The following is an 18729-nucleotide window of genomic DNA, read 5'->3' as shown; positions in this document are numbered from 1 at the left end:
GTGACCTCCCATGGCAGTGACCTTCGTCGACCGCGTGGTGCTGCATCTCAGCGCCGGGGCGGGCGGGCACGGTGTCGCCTCCGTCAAGCGCGAGAAGTTCAAGCCGCTCGGCGGACCCGACGGTGGCAACGGGGGGCGGGGAGGCTCGGTCATCCTGCGCGTCGACCCGTCGTCGACGACGCTGCTCGACTACCACCGCCACCCGCACCGCAAGGCCGGCAACGGCGCACCCGGTGCCGGTGACGAGCGCAACGGCGCCGACGGTGACGACCTCGTGCTGGCGGTTCCGGAGGGCACCGTCGTCAAGGACGCCTCGGGGCAGATCATCGTCGACCTCGTCGGCATGGGCACCGAGCACGTGATCGCCGCTGGTGGCCGAGGCGGCCTCGGCAACAAGGCCCTCTCGAGCGCCCGCCGCAAGGCGCCCGGCTTCGCCCTCCTCGGCGAGCCCGGCGAGGACGTCGACGTCGTGCTCGAGCTGAAGTCGCTCGCCGACGTGGCCCTCATCGGCTTCCCGAGCGCGGGCAAGTCCTCGCTCGTCTCGGTGCTGTCCGCGGCCAAGCCGAAGATCGCCGACTACCCCTTCACGACGCTCGTGCCCAACCTCGGTGTCGTGACCGCGGGGTCGAGCCGCTTCACCGTCGCCGACGTGCCCGGGCTCATCCCTGGCGCCCACGAGGGCAAGGGCCTGGGACTCGAGTTCCTGCGCCACGTCGAGCGCTGCTCGGTGCTCGTCCACGTCATCGACTGCGCGACCCTCGAGCCGGGTCGTGACCCGATGAGCGACCTCGACGTCATCGAGAACGAGCTCTCGCTCTACGTCCCCGACGCCGACCTCGGCGGTCGCCCGCTCTCCGAGCGCACCCGCATCGTCGTGCTCAACAAGGCCGACGTCCCCGAGGCCCGCGAGCTGGCCGAGATGGTCAAGCCCGACCTCGAGGCCCGGGGCATCGAGGTCTTCATCGTCTCCGCCGTGGCGCACGAGGGCCTGCGCGAGCTGAGCTTCGCTATGGCCCGCCACGTCGACGCCGCCCGCAAGGAGATCGGCGAGGCCGTGCCCAAGCGGGTCGTCCTGCGACCGCGGTCCGTCGACGACCAGGGCTTCACGGTGACCAAGGAGAACGGTCCCGACGGCGTCTTCTTCCGCGTCACCGGAGCGCGCCCCGTGCGCTGGGTGCGCCAGACCGACTTCAGCAACGACGAGGCCGTCGGCTACCTCGCGGACCGGCTCGGCCGGCTCGGTGTCGAGGAAGAGCTCTACAAGGTCGGCGCGGTCGCCGGAGACACCGTCGTCATCGGTGCCACCGACGACGCGGTCGTCTTCGACTGGGAGCCCACGCTGCAGGCCGGAGCGGAGCTGCTCGGCTCACGCGGCACCGACCTGCGCCTGTCCGAGTCCTCGCGCCCGACCCGTGACGAGAAGCGAGAGGCGCAGAAGGACCGCTACGCGGCTCGGGCTGCGACGCAGGAGGAGCTCGACGCCGAGCGCCGCTCCGGCCTGTGGCACGTCGCCGCCGACGAGGACGACGACCAGAAGGCCTGACTTCCCGGGTTGTATCTGCGCGGCCCCGGTGACGCGCGAATACATCGACCTGGGGTCCGGGCAGGTGTCGGCGCATAGGGTGTCGGCATGAGCTCGTGGGGCGCGCTGCTGCGTCGCGGTCATCTCGGCACCGAGGCCGACCGCGCGACCTACCGCACCCTGCACACCGCCCTGCTCGCCTCGCCGCCGCTGCGGATGGGCCTGACGCCGGCCGCTGCCGAGAAGTCCCTCAAGCACCTGCGATCGCTCCTCGGAGCGACCGCCGTGGCGATGACCGACACCACCGGTCTGCTCGCCTGGGACGGTGGTCGTTCGCACCACGCCCACCAACCGGCCGTGATCTCGGCCGGCACCCTCGCCCACGGACGCACGACCGTCGTCGACGGCGCCGACGTGGCCTGCGCTGAGCCGTCGTGCGTGGTGCGCCAGGCCATCGTCGCGCCGCTCGACGTGGACGAGAAGGTCGTCGGCACCTTGCAGGTCTTCACGGGCCGCGCCTCGGCGGGACTCGTCCGGGCCACGAACGAGGTCGCTCGCTGGGTCTCCGGACAGCTCGATCTCGCCGAGCTCGACGCCTCGCGGACCCGCCTCATGGAAGCCGAGGTCCGGGCCCTGCGCGCGCAGATCAGCCCGCACTTCATCTACAACTCGCTGACGGCGATCGCGTCCTTCACCCGCACCGACCCCGAACGGGCGCGCGAGCTGCTCCTCGACCTCGCCGAGTTCACGCGCTACTCCTTCCGGCGGCACGGCGAGTTCACGACGCTCGCCGAGGAGCTGCGGTCCATCGAGGCCTATCTCGTCATCGAGAAGGCGCGCTTCGGCGACCGCCTCACCGTGACCGTGCGGGTGGCCCCGGAAGTGCTTCCGGTCGTCGTGCCGTTCCTGTGCCTCCAGCCGCTCGTCGAGAATGCCGTCCAGCACGGCATCGAGGGCCGCGAGGGGCAGGGCGAGATCAGCATCCTGGCGCAGGACGCCGAGCACGAGTGCCTCGTGACGATCGAGGACAACGGCGTGGGGGAGCACCCCGAACGCGTTCGGCGCGTGCTGGCCGGTGACCCGAGCAGCGAGTCGGTGGGACTGGCCAACGTCGACGAGCGGCTGCGCACGGCCTTCGGCGACGACTACGGCCTCGTCGTGGAGACCGCCCCCGGCGCCGGCACGAAGGTCATCGTGCGGTTGCCCAAGTTCCGGCCGGGGGTTCACGTGTGAGCGGCTCCGCGAGCAGCCATGAGACGCATGGTGATTCGGCTGCCACGACCGAATCACCACTGCTGCGAGTGCTCGCCGTCGACGATGAGGCTCCGGCTCTCGACGAGCTGGCCTGGATGCTCGGTCGGCACGATTGCGTCAGACAGGTCGTGCCGGTCCGGTCGGGGGAGGCGGCCCTGCGGGTGCTCCACGACGAGCAGGTCGACGCGATCTTCATGGACGTGCAGATGCCGGGCCTCAACGGCCTCGACCTCGCGCGCGTGCTGTCGCGGTTCACCACGCAGCCACCGGTCGTCTTCGTCACGGCGCACGAGCAGCACGCCGTCGACGCCTTCGAGCTCAACGTCGTCGACTACGTCCTCAAGCCCGTGCGGGACGAGCGGCTCGACCAGGCCGTGCGCCGCGTCGTGCGCCAGGTCCACGGCCGAGAGCCCGCTGCGTCGCCGGCCGACGAGAGCATCGTCGTCGAGCTGGCGGGGGTGAGCCGGCTCGTGCCGCGTTCCGACGTGCTCTTCGTCGAGGCGCAGGGTGACTACGCCCGTCTCCACACGGCCACCGAGAGCCACCTCGTGCGCGTCCCGCTCACCGCGCTCGCCGACCAGTGGCACGACGCGGGGTTCGTGCGCATCCACCGGTCCTCGCTCGTCGCGCTGGGCCACATCACCGAGTGGCGCACCGAGAGCGGACGCACGACGGTCGTCGTCGGCGGACACGAGCTCGTCGTGAGCCGCCGTCACACCCGCGCGCTCCGCGACCTCCTCGTCCGACGTGCCCAACCACTCGGACGCGGTGGCTCATGAGACCCCAGGACCCGCCTCGCGCCCGGGTCCGGGTCACGAGCCCCCGCACGTCCGCCGCGCGCACCCGGAACGTCTCGATCGCCTCCGAGATCGACGAGCAGACACGCCTCGGGGAGGTCTACATCACCTCGCTCATGCGCAGCCAGCTCCGTCTGGCCCTCGCGGTCCTGCTCGTCCTGGCCGCGACGCTCGGGCTGCTGCCGCTGCTCTTCCGGGCCGTCCCCGGCATCGCCGACGTCGACGTCGGCGGGGTTCCGCTGCCCTGGGTCCTGCTCACCGCCGTCGCCTTCACGGAGATCATCGCCCTGGGCTGGTTCTACGTGCGCCAGTCCGAGCGCAACGAGGACGACTTCAGCGACCTTCTCGACGGCAGGTGAGCGGGGTGCGCGACCGGTGAGCAACACGGCCAGCATCGTCGCCGTCATCCTGGTGTCCCTCGCATCGCTCGCCGTCGGCGCCTTCGGGTTGCGGCTCTCGCGCACGATGAGCGACTTCTACGTCGCATCGCGCGGGGTGAGCCCGGTGCTCAATGCGTCGGCCATCAGCGGCGAGTACCTCTCTGCCGCATCGTTCCTCGGGGTCGCGGGTCTCATCCTGGCCCGCGGTGTGGACATGCTGTGGCTGCCCGTCGGCTGGACCGCGGGCTACCTTCTGCTGCTCGTGTTCGTCGCTGCGCCGCTCCGGCGGTCGGGCGCCTACACGCTGCCCGACTTCGCCCAGCTGCGGCTCGAGTCCGCCGGGGCACGGCGAGTCTCGAGCCTGCTCGTGGTCGCGATCGGCCTGCTCTACCTCATCCCGCAGTTCCAGGGTGCCGGCCTGACCCTGCGCACCCTCACCGGGGCCCCGTCGTGGGTGGGTCAGCTGGCCGTCGCGGTCGTCGTGTGCCTCAACGTCCTTCCCGGTGGCATGCGGAGCGTCACCCTCGTGCAGGCCTTCCACTACTGGCTCAAGCTGCTGGCCCTGCTGACGCCGCTCTTCTTCCTCCTCGGGGCGCTCGGGGACCGGAGTGCGGACCCCGACGTCGGCGCCGTCCTCGTCGCCGACTGGGTCGAGCCGCTGCGCGGTGACCATGCGCTCTACCTGACCTACTCGCTCGTGCTGGCCACCTTCTTCGGCACGATGGGCCTGCCTCATGTCGTCGTGCGCTTCTACACCAACCGGGACGGCCGAGCCGCACGGCGAGCGACACTGGCGGTCCTCGTCCTGCTGTCGGCCTTCTACCTGCTGCCCGTCGCCTACGGCGTCATCGGTCGCTACGTCGCCTCGGACCTCGTCGCCGCGGGCCGCGCCGACTCGGTCGTGCTCGAGCTGCCGAGCCGCCTCTTCGACGGCCCGCTCGCCGAGGGCCTTACGGCGCTGCTCGCCGCCGGCGCCTTCGCGGCGTTCCTGTCGACGTCGACCGGGCTCGTGGTCTCGGTGGCCGGCGTCGTGAGCCAGGACCTCGTGCGCTGGGGAGCCGGGCACCGGCAGGGCATCCGCACCTTCCGGCTCTCGACGGTCGTCGTCGTCGCGGTCTCGCTGGTCCTCACGGTCGTGTCGGCGGGCGTGCCTGTGGCCCATGCAGTGGAGCTGACGTTCGCCGTGGCGGCCTCGACGTTCTGCCCGATGCTGCTGCTCGGCATCTGGTGGCGAGGCCTCACGGCGCGGGGTGCGATCGCCGGCATCGTCGTGGGCGGTGGCCTGGCGATGGGGGCCGTCGTGGCGACGACGTTCGGCATCGCTACCGGCGGCTGGTTCGGCGTCGTCATGACGCAACCGGCGGCCGTCAGCGTCCCGCTGTCGTTCGCGACGATGGTGCTCGTGTCGGTCGCCACCCGCGCGAGCGCCCCCGAGCACGTCGCGCGGACCATGGTGCGGTTGCACGCGCCCGAGCACATCGACCTCAACCGGGGATCGTTCCACCCCGAACGATGGGACCGTCGCCCATCGACGGCCCCGACGACGGCCCCGACGACGGCCCCGACGACAGCCCCGACGACAGCCCCGACAACAGCCCCGACGACAGCCCCGACGGCAACCACGACGGAGGGCGCGGTCGGCGGAGCGCAGCACGCGGCATACGCCAGCACGGACGTGACCGCTCGTCGCTCCGAGCAGACCGCTCGTCGCGACTGAGTCCACGCACGGCGAGCGGTCGGCGCCACTGAGCGATGCCGGGGGCGGTGTCCCTGCCGGGCACGCGCGACAACTCCTACCTTTGCTCTCGCCGGCCGCGCGGCCGGCAGCGACCAACCGCCCGGAGGTGGCCCAGTGAGCAAAGAGGCTCCAGAGCGCGTGGTGGACGATCCGAACGTCGTCATGCAGAACTCGCCCGAGTTCGACCAGCTGCGCAGCAAGTTCCGCAAGTTCGTGTTCCCGCTGACCGCGCTGTTCCTCGCGTGGTACTTCCTCTACGTCCTGATGTCCGTCTTCGCCAAGGACTTCATGGGGACGCGGGTGGCCGGCAACATCACGTGGGGCCTGATCCTCGGGCTCCTCCAGTTCGTCTCCACCTTTGCCATCACGATGATCTACGCCCGCTGGGCCGACCGCGTGTTCGACCCCGAGGCCGAAGCCCTCGCCCGGAAGATGGGAGGGGAGAAGTGAGCGCGCTCCTCACATCGGCCGCGTCGCTCGCTCCAAAGGTCGCGCCCGCTGCGACGACGGTGGGCAACCCGGCGATCAACATCGGCATCTTCGCCCTCTTCGTCGTCGTCACCCTCGCGATCGTCATCCGGGCCTCGCGCAACAACCGGAGTGCGGCCGAGTACTACGCCGGCGGGCGGGCCTTCACGGGTCGCCAGAACGGCATCGCCATCGCCGGCGACTATCTCTCGGCGGCCTCGTTCCTCGGCATCGCGGGCGCCATCGCCATCAACGGCTACGACGGGTTCCTCTACTCCATCGGCTTCCTCGTCGCCTGGCTCGTCGCCCTGCTCCTCGTCGCGGAGCTGCTCCGCAACGTCGGCAAGTACACGATGGCCGACGTGCTCAGCTTCCGACTGCGCCAGCGCCCGGTGCGCATCGCGGCAGCGATCTCGACGCTCGTCGTCTCGTTCTTCTACCTGCTCGCCCAGATGGCGGGAGCCGGCGGTCTCGTGGCCCTCCTGCTCGGCATCGAGGGCGCGCTCGGCCAGCGGCTGGTCATCGTCGTCGTCGGCATCCTGATGATCTTCTACGTCATCTACGGCGGTATGAAGGGCACGACCTGGGTGCAGATCATCAAGGCCGTGCTGCTCATCATCGGCGCGGCGATCATGACGGTCTGGGTGCTCGGCAAGTTCGGCTTCAGCCTCTCGACGCTGCTCGGTGACGCCACGACGGCCTCGCAGGACGCAGGCGGCAAGGACCTGCTCCAGCCGGGACTGCAGTACAAGAACCCCGTCGACTTCATCTCGCTCTCGATGGCGCTCGTGCTCGGCACGGCGGGCCTGCCGCACGTGCTCATGCGCTTCTACACGGTGCCGACCTCGCGCGAGGCCCGCCGTTCGGTCGTCTGGGCCATCTGGCTCATCGGCATCTTCTACCTCTTCACCCTCGTGCTCGGCTTCGGGGCGGCCGAGCTCGTGGGCGCCAAGGAGATCAAGAACGCACCCGGCGGGGTCAACTCGGCGGCTCCGCTCCTCGCGTTCGAGCTCGGCGGGGAGATCCTGCTGGGGATCATCTCGGCGGTGGCGTTCGCGACGATCCTCGCGGTCGTCGCCGGCCTGACGATCACGGCGAGCGCGTCGCTCTCGCACGACATCTACAACACGGTCGTCAAGAAGGGCAAGGCCACACCCGAGGAGGAGGTCAAGGTCGCACGGCTCGCTGCGCTCGTCCTCGGCGCCATCGCCATCATCGGTGGCATCTTCGCCCTGGGGCAGAACATCGCCTTCCTCGTGGCGCTCGCCTTCGCCATCGCGGCGAGCGCGAACCTGCCGACGATCCTCTACTCGCTCTTCTGGAAGCGGTTCAACACCCGGGGCGCGCTGTGGAGCATCTACGGCGGCCTCGTCAGCGCCATCACGCTGATCATCTTCAGCCCGGTCGTCTCGGGCAAGGCGGTCGACGCGGTGACGAAGAAGAGCCCGTCGATGCTCCAGGGCGTCGACTTCCACTGGTTCCCGCTCGACAACCCGGGCATAGTCTCGATCCCGCTCGGGTTCGTCCTCGGCTACATCGGGACGGTCACGAGCAAGGAGTACAACGCGGCCAAGTACGCCGAGATGGAGGTCCGCTCGCTCACCGGTCACGGCGCCGAGACGGCGACCCCTCACTGACCCGAAGCGAACCTCGTCCGTCGAGTGGCCACGCACCCACGGGATGCGTGGCCACTCGCGCGTCACGATCTGGCGCTGTCAGGGGCGTATGCCGTCGCGACCCCGGGACGCGTCGCGCCGGTCAGAGGACGACGAGGTCGTCGCGATGGATGACCTCGCGCTCGTACTCGGGTCCGAGGTCGCGGGCGAGCTCCTTCGTCGACCGTCCGAGCAGCGACGGCAGCTCGTTCGAGCTGTAGTTGACGAGGCCACGTGCCACCGTCGCCCCGTCCGGGCCGCAGACGTCGACGGGGTCCCCGTCGTGGAAGGTGCCCTCGACTGCCGTGATGCCGGCGGGCAGGAGTGACTTCTTCCGGTGGACGAGCGCGGTGACGGCCCCGGCGTCGATGAGGAGCCGTCCGCGGGCCGTGGTCGCGTGCTCGAGCCACAGCCGCCGCGAGCGACCCCGGACGCCGATGGGCAGGAAGACGGTGCCGACGTCCTGACCCGCGAGCACCTCCACGACCCTGTCGGCGGCCGTCACGGACGTCACGACGCCGGCGGCCGTGGCGATGCGGGCGGCCTCGATCTTCGTCGCCATGCCGCCGGTGCCGACCTTGGACCCGGTGCCGCCGACCTCGATGTCGGTGAGGTCGTGGGGGCCGCGCACGACGGGGATGCGTTTCGCACCCGGCCGGTTCGGCGGCGCGTCGTAGAGGGCGTCGACGTCGGAGAGCAGCACGAGTGCGTCGGCGTCGATGAGGTGGGCCACCAGGGCGGCCAGCCGGTCGTTGTCGCCGAAGCGGATCTCGCTCGTCGCGACGGTGTCGTTCTCGTTGACGATGGGCATGACGCCGAGGTCGAGCAGCCGCTCCAGCGTGCGCCGGGCATTGGCGTAGTGGGTCCGACGCGTCACGTCGTCGGCGGTGAGCAGCACCTGGCCGACGGTGATGTCGTGGCCACCGAAGGCCTGGGTGTAGGCGGCGAGCAGGGCGCCCTGCCCGACGGAGGCCGCGGCCTGCTGCGTCGCCAGGTCGCGGGGGCGGGCGCTGAGCCCGAGGGGGTGGATGCCGGCCGCGATCGCGCCCGAGCTGACGAGGACGACCTGGGTGCCGCCGAGGTGCTGGTGGGCCAGGGCATCGACGAGGGCGACGAGCCGGGCGTGGTCGAGGCCACCGTCGGTGCCCGTCAGGGAGCTCGAGCCGACCTTGACGACGAGCCGTCGGGCGGTGCTGATGACGGAGTGAGGCGACACATCTCGAACTCTAGTGACGGACCGCGGCTCACGCAGGGGCGTCCACCCGACCCGTCCGACCGCCACGAACGGCTGTGCCGCGGTCGGACCCTGCGGCGGTGCCCCGGTGGCCGAAGGTTCGTGGCGGTCCGTCGGTCCGGCCCCCGGGAACGGGCGGTCCGGTCAGAGCTGCACGACCTACGCTTGAGGCATGTCCCAGACCATCGATCCCGCCGTCGTCGAGCACGTCACGACCCTCGCCGAGCGCGCGCGCGTGGCCTCGCGCCGCCTCGCCCTGCTGTCACGCGCCGAGAAGGACGCGGCGCTGCTGCAGCTCGCCGACGCCGTCGACGCCGCGGTCGCCGAGGTCATCGCCGCCAACGGCGAGGACCTCGAACGCGGCCGCGCCAAGGGGATGAGCGAGAGCCTGCAGGACCGCCTGCGGCTCGATGACGCGCGGGTGGCGGCCGTGGCGCAGGCGCTGCGTGACGTGGCGGCCCTGCCGGACCCCGTCGGGGAGATCGTGCGCGGGTCCACGCTCGCCAACGGCCTGCAGATCCGTCAGGTGAGGGTGCCGATGGGCGTCATCGGGATGATCTACGAGGCGCGTCCCAACGTCACCGTCGACGCCGCAGGCCTCGCCCTCAAGTCCGGGAACGCCGTCATCCTTCGCGGTGGCTCCGCGGCAGCGAGCAGCAACCACGCCCTCGTCGAGGCGATGCGCGGATCCCTTGCGGCACAAGGACTCCCAGCAGACGCAGTCACGCTCCTCGAGGGTGGTGGCCATGATGCGGCTCGTGCCCTCATGACGGCGCGTGGCTACGTCGACCTCGTCATCCCGCGTGGGGGAGCCGATCTCATCCAGACCGTCGTCCGCGAGTCCACCGTCCCCGTCATCGAGACCGGCGTCGGGGTGTGTCACGTCTACGTCGACCGCGCGGCCGACCTCGACAAGGCGCAGGCGATCACCCTCAACGCCAAGACGCAGCGGCCCAGCGTCTGCAACGCCGCCGAGTCGCTGCTCGTCCACCGCGACGTCGCCGCCGACTTCCTGCCCAAGGCTTTGACCGACCTCGCCGGGGCTGGTGTGCGACTGCACGTGGCGCCCGAGGTCACGGAGTATGCCGAGGCGGCCGGGGCGGCATACGCCCTCGCGAGCGAGGCGGACTTCGGGACGGAGTGGCACGGCCTGGAGATGAGCGTGGCGCTGGTCGACGACCTCGACGAGGCCATGGACCGCATCCGTCGCTACGGCACGGGGCACACCGAGGTGATCATCACCGAGGACCGTGCGGCCGCCCGACGCTTCACGGCGGAGGTCGACGCCGCAGTCGTCATGGTCAACGCGAGCACCCGTTTCACCGACGGTGGCGAGTTCGGCTTCGGCGCCGAGATCGGCATCTCGACCCAGAAGCTGCACGCCCGGGGCCCGATGGCGCTACCTGAGCTGACGACGACGAAGTGGGTCGTCGAGGGCGACGGTCACACCCGCTGACACCGTGTCGGGGGCCGGGCGCCGCGGATGGCATGATGTCCGACCATGGAAGGCACCGAGGTCCGCAAGCTCGCTGAGCTCGAGGACGACCACTGGTGGTATCGCGAGCGACGTCACCTCCTGGCCAAGGCCATCTCGGGGCTCGCCCCTGGGTGCGCCCTCGACATCGGGGCCGCAGGCGGTGGCAACACCCGCGTCCTGCGTCAGCACGGCTGGGACGCCATCGCCCTCGAGTACGGCGCCGACGGGGCCGAGGTGGCCCACGGCCGGGGCCTCGCCACCGTGCGCGGTGACGCGACCCGGCTCCCGCTCGCGGACGCCTCGCTCGACCTCGTCGTGGCCTTCGACCTGCTCGAGCACCTCGTGGACGACGACGCGGCGGTGGCCGAGGTGCGTCGCGTCCTCAAGCCGACCGGAACCTACCTCGTGGCGGTCCCGGCCGACCCCAAGCTGTGGTCCGACCACGACGAGGCGGTCGACCACGTCCGCCGCTACACGAGACAGGGCCTGCTCGACCTGCTCGACCGCGGCGGGTTCGAGGTCACTGACGTGCGCTCGTGGAACGTGCTGCTGCGCCCCGTCGTGGCGATGCGGCGCAGGACGAGCTCGGGCTCCGACCTCGACGACGTGCATCCGATCGTCAACTTCGGCCTGCGCTCCATCATCACGGCCGAGCGCTACCTCCCGGTCGGCAGCCTGCCCGGGGTCAGCCTGCTCCTCCGGGCTCAGCCGCGCAGCTGACTCGGCTGGGCCTCGACGGCGGGCTGCGCCTCGACAGCAGGCTGCGCCGCGACGACAGGCTGCGCCTCTGCCGCGGGCTCCGGGCTGATCTGTCGCTGCGTCCCGGTCGGGTGCGCCGGCAACGGCGTGTCGGTCGGTCCGTGTGACCCGGAGTCGGCCGTCATCGAGTCGTAGGCGATGAAGTAGGTCGGCCGGCCCTGCATGTGGGCGTACATCCGTCCGATGTACTCGCCGAGGATGCCGACGCAGACGAGCTGGACCGCGCCGACCCCGGCGACGATGGCGACGGTCGAGGTCCAGCCGGCCACGGTGTGTCCCTGCGAGCGCGAGATGAGCGTGTAGAGCACGAGCAGCACCGCGAGGACCGCGCCGCCGAAGCCGGCGAACGTCGCGAGCCGCAGCGGCGCCGTCGAGAAGCCCGTGAGGGAGTCGAGCGAGAGCTTGACCATCTTCAGGAGGGGGTACTTGGAGTCCCCGGCCGCCCGCTCCTCGCGCTTGTAGTGCACGGTGTCGGAGGGGAAGTTCAGGGCCGGCACGATGAAGCGCAGGACTCGGTTGTGCTCGGGCAGGCTGTTGATGGCGTCGACCGTGGCGCGCGACATGAGCCGGAAGTCACCGGCGTCGGCGTGCGCCGACGTCTGGGACATCAGGCCGATGAACCGGTAGAAGGCCCGGGCCGAGACCCGCTTGAACCACGTGTCGGTGGAGCGGTCGTTGCGCACGCCGTAGACGACGTCGACCCCGTCGTCCTTCGCAGCGGTGAGCATCTGGGGGATGATCTCGGGGGGGTCCTGCAGGTCGGCGTCGAGGGTGACGACGTAGTCGCCGAGGGCGCTGACGAGACCGGCCGAGATGGCTGCCTGGTGCCCGGCGTTGGCGCGCAGGCGCACCACGCGGAGTGCCGGCCACTCGCGGTGGTAGCGCTGGAGCAGCGCGGCCGTCAGGTCCTTGCTCCCGTCGTCGACCGCGACGACCTCGTAGGTCGTGTCCATGGAGTCGAGGAGCGGTCGGAGCCGCCCGACGAGCAGGGGGAGCACCTCCTCCTCGTTGTACATCGGGATGACCACGGACAACTCAGGAACCATGCGATCTAGCGTACGGCCGGGGATGGCCCACGGCTGTCACGTCGCTGTCTCGGCACTATGGGCCCGTCGGCGCCGCTGCCCCTGTCTGCCCCAGCGGTAGGGTGCCCGCGTGAGCGAGCCGACGTCCCACCTCCCAGGGGGACGCGGTCTGCCGCCGGGAGGCCTCGCGCCGGGCACACCGGTCGCCGGACGCTTCACCAAGTGGGGCGGGGGCCGCCACTGGGAGTGGGTCGGCCACTACCTCGGCGCCGACGCGCACGGGCACTGGTGGTACTCCCCAGCGGGCACCCGGCGCTCGCGCCCCGGCATGGAGTTCGTCGCGACGGACGGCTGGGTCTCGCTCGTGCCCCACGAGGGGGCGTATGCCGGGGGCTTCTACCCCGCCCATCGCGAGATCCGCGTGCACGTCGACATGACGACCGAACCGGCGTGGCGGCGGCGGGAGGCTGCAGATGCCGACGAGACCGGGCCGGAGTGGGAGGTGACGATGGTCGACCTCGACCTCGACGTCGTCCTGACCCGCGAGGGACATCTTTTCGTCGACGACGAGGACGAGTTCGCGGAGCACCAGGTCGAGCTCGGCTACCCGGCCGAGGTCGTGGCGCTCGCGGAGCGCTGGCGCGACGTCGTCCTCGCGGCCGTGGCCGCAGGGGACGAGCCGTTCGCCACGGTCGGCCACGAGTGGCTCCGGCGGGCGGGCGAGCCGGAGGTCCCACCCGGGGGAACGGCCGGCGCGTGAGCCCGGCGGCCGGCATACGACCGCTGGCGCTAGGCTGGGCGCATGTCTGATCGTGTCCTCGCACTCGTCGCCGAGGGGGAGGGAGCTGCGCGCGAGCTTCCCTTGCCGGTGATCGCCTACTTCCTCATCACGTTCGCGCTGTTCCTCGTGGCCCTGGGCGTCACGTGGACCTTCCGCAACACCGCCTACAAGGTGCAGGCGCCCCGGCCCGCCCGTCCGACCGAGGGCACGCACGGCAGCTCGAGCGGACCCGACGGGACCCACCACTGACCATGCGCCTCGGCGTCATGGGTGGGACCTTCGACCCGATCCACCACGGTCACCTCGTGGCCGCCAGCGAGGTCCAGTCGCGCTTCGACCTCGACGAGGTCGTCTTCGTCCCCACCGGGCAGCCGTGGCAGAAGGCCGACCGCTACGTCTCGCCGGCCGAGGACCGCTACCTCATGACCGTCATCGCGACGGCGTCCAACCCGCGCTTCACCGTCAGCCGGGTCGACATCGACCGGCCCGGCCCGACGTTCACGATCGACACCCTGCGTGACATCCGTGCAGAGCGCCCCGACGACGAGCTGTTCTTCATCACGGGCGCAGACGCCCTCGCCGAGATCCTGTCGTGGAAGGACGCCCAGCACCTGTGGGAGCTGGCGCACTTCATCGGGGTCACCCGGCCCGGGCACGAGCTGTCCGACAAGGGACTGCCCGGGCAGCGGGTCACGCTCCAGGAGGTGCCGGCGATGGCGATCAGCTCCACCGACTGCCGGGCGCGCGTCGCCGACGGCGAGCCGGTCTGGTACCTCGTCCCCGACGGGGTCGTCCAGTACATCAACAAGTACCACCTCTACTCCAAGCCACAGGGGGCGCCGCCCCTCGTGCACCATCAGCACAACGCGCGCGTGGCCACGCCCGCGGAGCCCGTCAGGGCTTTTTCGCCACCACAAGGAGATTCGTGACCGCAGCAGACCATTCGATCCAGCTCGCCAAGGTGGCCTCGCTGGCCGCCGAGGAGAAGCTCGCCGAGAAGGTGCTCGCCATCGACGTGAGTGAGCAGATGCCGCTCACCGACGTGTTCGTCATCGCCTCGGCCCCGTCCGAGCGTCAGGTCGGCGCCATCGTCGACGAGGTCGAGGACCGGCTGCGTGAGCTGGGCAGCAAGCCCGTCCGCCGCGAGGGTGAGCGCGAGGGCCGCTGGGTCCTCATCGACTTCGGCGACATCATCGTGCACGTCCAGCACGAGGAGGAGCGCGAGTACTACGCGCTCGAGCGTCTGTGGAAGGACTGCCCGGAGATCGACCTGGCGACCGTCGCGGCCCCGGCCCGGAGCGGTGCCGCCAGCGACGCCGACGCGGCCGACGAGGCGTGACCGCCGCCGCAACCGTGCCGCCCGCCGGGCCGCGTCGCGTCGTCATCGTGCGTCACGCCGAGACGGTGGACAACGCAGCGCGGGTCTGGCAGGGCCACAAGGACACCGAGCTGTCCGACCGCGGGCGCGAGCAGGTGCAGGCCGCGGCGCCGCACCTCGCTGCCTACGCGCCGGCGCTCATCGTCTCGAGCGACCTGCGGCGCGCGGCCTCGACCGCCGATGCCATCGCCGGACTGACAGGTCGGGAGGTGCGCCTCGACGCGCGTCTGCGGGAGGTCCACGTGGGGGAGTGGGAGGGCCTGCACGCCGACGAGGTGCGCGCGCGCTATCCCGACGTCATCGCGGCCCTGGACCGCGGTGAGGACGCCCCCCGAGGGGTGACCGGGGAGACCCGGGCGGACGTGGCGCAGCGGGCGGGAGGCGCCCTGCGCGAGATCGCGGACGAGCTGAAGTCGGGCGAGACCGCCATCGTCGTGGCGCACGGGGTCTCGGCCCGGGTCGCGGCGAGCGAGCTCGTGGGGCTCGACCAGGACACGTCGGATGCGGTGTTCCGCGGGCTCGACAACTGCCACTGGATCGAGCTCGTCGAGGCCGGGAAGAGCTTCTCCGAGATCACCAGGTGGCGCATCAGCGGCTGGAACCTCGGCCCCTGGAACGTCTGATCCGGCAGGCCGTCCCGGATTTTGGCGGACGGCCGCGGACCCGCTATGGTTACGCAGTCGCTTCGACGAGGTGACACCCGCAAGGGGCTGTGGCGCAGCTGGTAGCGCACCTGCATGGCATGCAGGGGGTCAGGGGTTCGAGTCCCCTCAGCTCCACCAGAGAGAAGGACCGGACGCGTTCGCCGTCCGGTCCTTCTTCGTTTGCCGCTTCGGTTCCCGGGGTGTGAGGTCTGGCTGCTCCCGATCAGACGACGGTGCGGTTCGGGGTCGGTCGGGAGCTCGCCGTGGGCCCGGCGCCCTGACAAGCCAGCAGCCGGCGGTAGGCGCTCTCGTAGCCGGTCGTCATGGCATCGAGGCTGAAGCGGCTGCTCGCGTGGCGGCGGCAGTCGGCGGGGTCCAGGGTGGCGACGGCCGAGATGGCCGCTGCGAGCTCCTCGGGCCGCTCGACGACGAAACCCGTGCGACCGTGCGCGACCACCTCGGGCGCGGCGCCGCGGGCCAGGGCCACGATCGGCGTCCCGCAGGCCATCGCCTCGACCATGACCAGTCCGAACGGCTCCTCCCACCGGATCGGGAAGACGAGGCAGCGGGCGCCGGCCAGCAGGCGCCGTTTCACGGCCGGGTCGGCAACCCCCACCTCGACGGCGTCGGGCCCGAGGAGCGGCGCCACCTGCCCGGCGTAGTACTCGTGCTCGATCCTCTCGGTGCACTTGCCGGCGAGGATGATGCGGACCCCGGCCCGCCGCGCGGCCTCGATCGCGAGGTGCGGGGCCTTCTGCGGGTGGAAACGACCGAGGAAGAGGACGTAGTCGTCCTTGTCGGCGCGGTAGGGGAAGCTGTCCACGTCGATGCCGTTGTGGACCGTCCCCACCCAGTTCAGGTCCGGGGCCCGCGCTCGTTGTGCCTCGCTCACGGCCACCAGGCTGACCGTGCTCCCCAACGGCCGGTAGATCTCGGAGAGCTCGTCCATCGCGCCGTGAACGGTCACGACGGTGGGCGAGCGACGTGCGGCCGCCGTGAGGGGCCCGGCGAGGGTGTGGTCGTGGACGAGGTCGACGGTGTGCGCCCGCAGCAGGCCCTCGACCCTGGCCGCGTGCACGACCTCCGGCAGCGCCAGCGCCAGCTGCTCCGCCGGCGGGAGCTCCCACGTGCGCACGAACTCCTGCGCGGCTGTCCCGCGTGTGCCGGCGGCGAAGAGCGTGACGTGGTGTCCACGCGCGACGAGTCGGTCGACCAACCCCGCGACGACGGACTCGACGCCGCCGTAACCCTGCGGGGGCACCGTGTAGTAGGGCGGCGCCACCATGGCGATGCGCAGCGGTCGCGGTCGCAGGACGACGCGTGGCGATGCGGTGGACGTCGATGTCGTCGACACTGTGCACCACCCACAAGGTCCGTGACGGCCCCACACCGTCCTGCCGGGGAACTCACCCTCACGGTACTCGGCAAACGAGGTGGTGGAAGGCGGATGGCGACCTGCCTCACCGGACCGGCCTCACTCGACCTCTCGCTCCACCGTCACTGGACGCTCAGGGCGCTCGTCAGGCCGGTGACGTGCCATCCCGACGTGTCGACGGCGACGCCGACCATGTCCCTGCCGATGTGCAGCTGCTCGACCGAGAGCGGTAGCAGCTGCTCGGGCACGTGTGGGTCGAGCCCCAGGAGCCCGCGTGGCAGGTCCACCTCCAGGCCGCAGAGGGTCCGGACGAGCAGGAGGGGGGCAGCCGCGGCCCAGGCCTGCGGCGAACACGATGTCGGGTAGGGGACGGGGTGGGCGAACTCGTCCCGGTCGAACCCGCAGTAGAGCTCGGGGAGGCGGTCGCCGAAGCCCTCCGCCGCATCGAGCAGGGCGAGGATCACTCGGTTGGCCTCGGCCGCGAAGCCGTAGCGGCGCAGGCCGGCAGCGATGATGGCGTTGTCGTGCGGCCACACCGAGCCGTTGTGGTAGCTCATCGGGTTGTAGGCGCCGGCGGACGTGGACAGGGTCCGGATCCCGAAGCCGGTGAACATCTCGGGTGACATCAGTGCTGCTGCCACCGCCGGCGCGTGCTCCTCCTCGATGATGCCGGTCCACAGGCAGTGCCCCATGTTGGAGGCGAGGGCGTCGACCGGCCGCTTGTCGGCATCGAGAGCGAGCGCGTAGTAGCCGCGGTCCGGCAACCAGAACTGTTCGTTGAAACGGCGCTTGAGCGTCGCGGCCTGCTCTTCGAGCCGCCGGGCGAGGTCGTCGTCGTGTGCGACCCGAGACAGCCGCGCCCCCGCGAGCAGCGCGGCATAGACATAGCCCTGGACCTCGGCAAGCGCCAGCGGAGCCCCGGCCAGGGCGCCCGAGGCATACGTGATGCCGTCGAAGGAGTCCTTCCAGCCCTGGTTGACCAGACCGCGGTCGGTGGCCCGCTCGTACTCGACGAAACCGTCCCCGTCGGCGTCGCCGTAGTCCTCGATCCAGTCCAGCGCCCGTCGGACGTGTGGCATCAGTCGGGCCATCTCCGGCGTCGTGCCACCCCATCGGTGGAGCTCGCCGGCGAGCATGACGAACAGCGGGGTGGCATCGACGCTGCCGTAGTAGACGGTCTCCTCGCCCGCGTCCGCGTCGTCCAGCAACCCGGAGCGGATCTCGTGGAGGATCCGGCCCGGCTGTCCCTCGGTGCGGGGTTCGACCACCCGTCCCTGGGTCTCCGCGAGGGTCTCGAGCGTGCCCCGGGCCACTCGCGCGTCCAGGGGGAGCAGCATCCAGCTGGTCAACAGGGCGTCGCGCCCGAAGATCGTCATGAACCATGGCGCGCCCGCAGCCAGGACGATGCGTCTCGGGTGCCGCGAGTCGGTGATGCGCAGGCCGGACAGGTCCTCCGTGCTGTTGCGGACGAGCCGGTGGAGGCGGGGGTCGGCGGAGGAGACGACGGGGCTGCGCTCGCGCCACCGTCGGTGTTCTCTCTCCGGGTGGCTCTCGCGACGAGACACCCCTGGGAGGTACGGCGACCGGAGCGGAACCTCCCGGAAGACGGGCACGACCTGCAGGGTGAACTCCGTGGTGGCTCGGGCCGGGACGGTGAGGTGCCAGATCAGGCCGTGCCGGAACACCTGGTACTCACCGGTTGCGCTGATCTCGACCGCCCGGGAGTCCGCCCGGTCGATGCGTCGACGAAGGGTGGTGTCGTCCGTCGTGACCTCGATGGCGTCCGCCCGCTTGACGAGGCGGCCCTCCTTGACGTCGAAGAGGCCCGCGAAGTCGGTGCTCGCCGTGAGTGTCAGCGTCACGGTCACGGCCCCGGCACTGAGGTTTTCGAGCGTGACATCCTCGACCATCCCGTTGCCGACATAGCGGCGTCTGACGACGAGAAGGGTGCTGTCGGCGAGCCCGGGGCGCGGCCGACGGCGCGTGACGAAGGTCGCGGCATGTGGCCCGGTGTGTTCCACGGTCAGCGACTCGAGCGGTTCGCCGTCGACGCGCAGCTCGAGGTGGTCCAGGAAGCGGGTGTCCTTGACCACCAGCCCATGCCCTCCGGCCGCACCGATGTCACCGGATGGTTCCGAGACGCAGAAGGACCGTCCCTCGACGAGGGACACCGTCGACATGCTGGGCGTGGTCGGGGGCCCGCCCGTGAAGGCCCAACCCTCTGTCATGGGATGCCAGCCCA

General features: G+C 71.1%; 17 protein-coding genes, 1 tRNA gene and 2 pseudogenes. 15 read left to right on the top strand and 5 right to left on the bottom strand.

The genetic code is table 11. The features are described from left to right. Positions 1-10 precede the first annotated feature (10 nt). The 5 genes and pseudogenes from obgE to AB4030_RS16590 all read left to right on the top strand — a co-directional run. The gene (gene obgE, locus AB4030_RS16610; protein ID WP_442280317.1) at positions 11-1543 is read left to right on the top strand and encodes a GTPase ObgE; all 1533 of its coding nucleotides are present in this window, start codon (positions 11-13) and stop codon (positions 1541-1543) included. Positions 1544-1630: 87 nt separating this feature from the next. After that, positions 1631-2755: a sensor histidine kinase gene (locus AB4030_RS16605; protein ID WP_442280316.1), complete on the top strand. Its 1125-nt coding sequence runs from the start codon at positions 1631-1633 to the stop codon at positions 2753-2755. Positions 2756-2823: 68 nt separating this feature from the next. Further along, on the top strand, positions 2824-3555 hold the full coding sequence (locus AB4030_RS16600) for a LytR/AlgR family response regulator transcription factor (protein WP_442280315.1): 732 nt from the start codon (positions 2824-2826) through the stop codon (positions 3553-3555). Next, on the top strand, positions 3552-3932 hold the full coding sequence (locus AB4030_RS16595; protein ID WP_442280314.1) for a hypothetical protein: 381 nt from the start codon (positions 3552-3554) through the stop codon (positions 3930-3932). The genes AB4030_RS16600 and AB4030_RS16595 overlap by 4 nt, the downstream gene beginning before the upstream one ends. Before the next feature lie 16 nt (positions 3933-3948). Continuing rightward, positions 3949-5427, top strand: a pseudogene (locus AB4030_RS16590) (sodium/solute symporter); the annotation flags it as partial. 89 nt (positions 5428-5516) lie between these two features. Here the strand turns inward: AB4030_RS16590 and AB4030_RS16585 are convergent. Further along, positions 5517-5855 (bottom strand): annotated as a pseudogene (locus tag AB4030_RS16585) (hypothetical protein); the annotation flags it as partial. On the opposite strand from AB4030_RS16585, the gene AB4030_RS16580 reads away from it, so the two are divergent. Next, positions 5854-6141, top strand: coding sequence for a DUF485 domain-containing protein (locus AB4030_RS16580; RefSeq protein ID WP_442280399.1), 288 nt, complete (start codon positions 5854-5856; stop codon positions 6139-6141). The pseudogene AB4030_RS16585 and the gene AB4030_RS16580 sit on opposite strands and share 2 nt — an antisense overlap. After that, the gene (locus AB4030_RS16575) at positions 6138-7796 is read left to right on the top strand and encodes a solute symporter family protein (protein WP_442280313.1); all 1659 of its coding nucleotides are present in this window, start codon (positions 6138-6140) and stop codon (positions 7794-7796) included. The genes AB4030_RS16580 and AB4030_RS16575 overlap by 4 nt, the downstream gene beginning before the upstream one ends. Before the next feature lie 121 nt (positions 7797-7917). Here the strand turns inward: AB4030_RS16575 and proB are convergent, their stop codons facing one another. Continuing rightward, a complete protein-coding gene (proB, locus tag AB4030_RS16570) occupies positions 7918-9030 on the bottom strand; it encodes a glutamate 5-kinase (protein ID WP_442280312.1) in 1113 nt (370 codons plus the stop codon). A gap of 190 nt (positions 9031-9220) precedes the next feature. Here proB and AB4030_RS16565 point away from each other — a divergent pair, with 190 nt between their 5' ends. Together AB4030_RS16565 and AB4030_RS16560 are read left to right on the top strand one after the other, a co-directional pair. Continuing rightward, complete coding sequence (locus AB4030_RS16565) at positions 9221-10504, top strand: glutamate-5-semialdehyde dehydrogenase (protein ID WP_442280311.1); 1284 nt, start codon at positions 9221-9223, stop codon at positions 10502-10504. Positions 10505-10549: 45 nt separating this feature from the next. Beyond that, complete coding sequence (locus tag AB4030_RS16560) at positions 10550-11245, top strand: class I SAM-dependent methyltransferase (protein ID WP_442280310.1); 696 nt, start codon at positions 10550-10552, stop codon at positions 11243-11245. Here the strand turns inward: AB4030_RS16560 and AB4030_RS16555 are convergent. Beyond that, positions 11230-12330 (bottom strand): glycosyltransferase family 2 protein, encoded by a 1101-nt coding sequence (locus AB4030_RS16555; RefSeq protein WP_442280309.1) that lies wholly within the window; start codon positions 12328-12330, stop codon positions 11230-11232. The two genes, AB4030_RS16560 and AB4030_RS16555, sit on opposite strands and share 16 nt — an antisense overlap. 109 nt (positions 12331-12439) lie before the next feature. Between AB4030_RS16555 and AB4030_RS16550 the strand changes: the two genes are divergently transcribed. The 6 genes from AB4030_RS16550 to AB4030_RS16525 all read left to right on the top strand — a co-directional run bounded on the left by AB4030_RS16550 (position 12440) and on the right by AB4030_RS16525 (position 15250). Beyond that, positions 12440-13069: a DUF402 domain-containing protein gene (locus AB4030_RS16550; protein ID WP_442280308.1), complete on the top strand. Its 630-nt coding sequence runs from the start codon at positions 12440-12442 to the stop codon at positions 13067-13069. 42 nt (positions 13070-13111) lie between these two features. Continuing rightward, positions 13112-13339, top strand: a complete 228-nt coding sequence (locus tag AB4030_RS16545; RefSeq protein ID WP_442280307.1) for a hypothetical protein — start codon at positions 13112-13114, stop codon at positions 13337-13339. A 17-nt stretch (positions 13340-13356) separates the two neighbouring features. Next, complete coding sequence (gene nadD, locus AB4030_RS16540) at positions 13357-14019, top strand: nicotinate-nucleotide adenylyltransferase (protein WP_442280306.1); 663 nt, start codon at positions 13357-13359, stop codon at positions 14017-14019. Further along, positions 14016-14429 carry a ribosome silencing factor gene (gene rsfS / locus AB4030_RS16535; protein WP_442280305.1) on the top strand — a complete coding sequence of 138 codons (414 nt, stop codon included), beginning with the start codon at positions 14016-14018 and terminating at the stop codon, positions 14427-14429. The genes nadD and rsfS overlap by 4 nt, the downstream gene beginning before the upstream one ends. Then, complete coding sequence (locus AB4030_RS16530) at positions 14426-15091, top strand: histidine phosphatase family protein (RefSeq protein ID WP_442280304.1); 666 nt, start codon at positions 14426-14428, stop codon at positions 15089-15091. Before rsfS ends, AB4030_RS16530 begins: the two co-directional genes overlap by 4 nt. Before the next feature lie 83 nt (positions 15092-15174). Beyond that, positions 15175-15250, top strand: a tRNA-Ala gene (locus AB4030_RS16525). Between the two features lie 85 nt (positions 15251-15335). On the opposite strand, the gene AB4030_RS16520 is transcribed toward AB4030_RS16525, so the two are convergent. Both AB4030_RS16520 and AB4030_RS16515 read right to left on the bottom strand, forming a co-directional pair. Further along, complete coding sequence (locus tag AB4030_RS16520) at positions 15336-16466, bottom strand: glycosyltransferase family 4 protein (protein ID WP_442280303.1); 1131 nt, start codon at positions 16464-16466, stop codon at positions 15336-15338. Between the two features lie 143 nt (positions 16467-16609). Next, a complete protein-coding gene (locus AB4030_RS16515) occupies positions 16610-18667 on the bottom strand; it encodes an amylo-alpha-1,6-glucosidase (protein ID WP_442280302.1) in 2058 nt (685 codons plus the stop codon). Positions 18668-18729: the final 62 nt, after the last annotated feature.

This window comes from Terrabacter sp. 2YAF2, from assembly GCF_052114705.1.
Taxonomy (GTDB): domain Bacteria; phylum Actinomycetota; class Actinomycetes; order Actinomycetales; family Dermatophilaceae; genus Terrabacter.
Note: the sequence above shows the minus strand (reverse complement) of the source record. Positions and strands in the feature narration are given on the sequence as shown.

Bases quoted from the DNA above. Each gene is read 5' to 3' on its own strand.
- obgE (WP_442280317.1), top strand. From the start codon at position 11: ATGGCAGTGACCTTCGTCGACCGCGTGGTGCTGCATCTCAGCGCCGGG.
- AB4030_RS16605 (WP_442280316.1), top strand. From the start codon at position 1,631: ATGAGCTCGTGGGGCGCGCTGCTGCGTCGCGGTCATCTCGGCACCGAG.
- AB4030_RS16595 (WP_442280314.1), top strand. From the start codon at position 3,552: ATGAGACCCCAGGACCCGCCTCGCGCCCGGGTCCGGGTCACGAGCCCC.
- AB4030_RS16580 (WP_442280399.1), top strand. From the start codon at position 5,854: ATGCAGAACTCGCCCGAGTTCGACCAGCTGCGCAGCAAGTTCCGCAAG.
- AB4030_RS16565 (WP_442280311.1), top strand. From the start codon at position 9,221: ATGTCCCAGACCATCGATCCCGCCGTCGTCGAGCACGTCACGACCCTC.
- AB4030_RS16560 (WP_442280310.1), top strand. From the start codon at position 10,550: ATGGAAGGCACCGAGGTCCGCAAGCTCGCTGAGCTCGAGGACGACCAC.
- AB4030_RS16555 (WP_442280309.1), bottom strand. From the start codon at position 12,330: ATGGTTCCTGAGTTGTCCGTGGTCATCCCGATGTACAACGAGGAGGAG.
- AB4030_RS16545 (WP_442280307.1), top strand. From the start codon at position 13,112: ATGTCTGATCGTGTCCTCGCACTCGTCGCCGAGGGGGAGGGAGCTGCG.
- nadD (WP_442280306.1), top strand. From the start codon at position 13,357: ATGGGTGGGACCTTCGACCCGATCCACCACGGTCACCTCGTGGCCGCC.
- AB4030_RS16515 (WP_442280302.1), bottom strand. From the start codon at position 18,667: ATGTCGACGGTGTCCCTCGTCGAGGGACGGTCCTTCTGCGTCTCGGAA.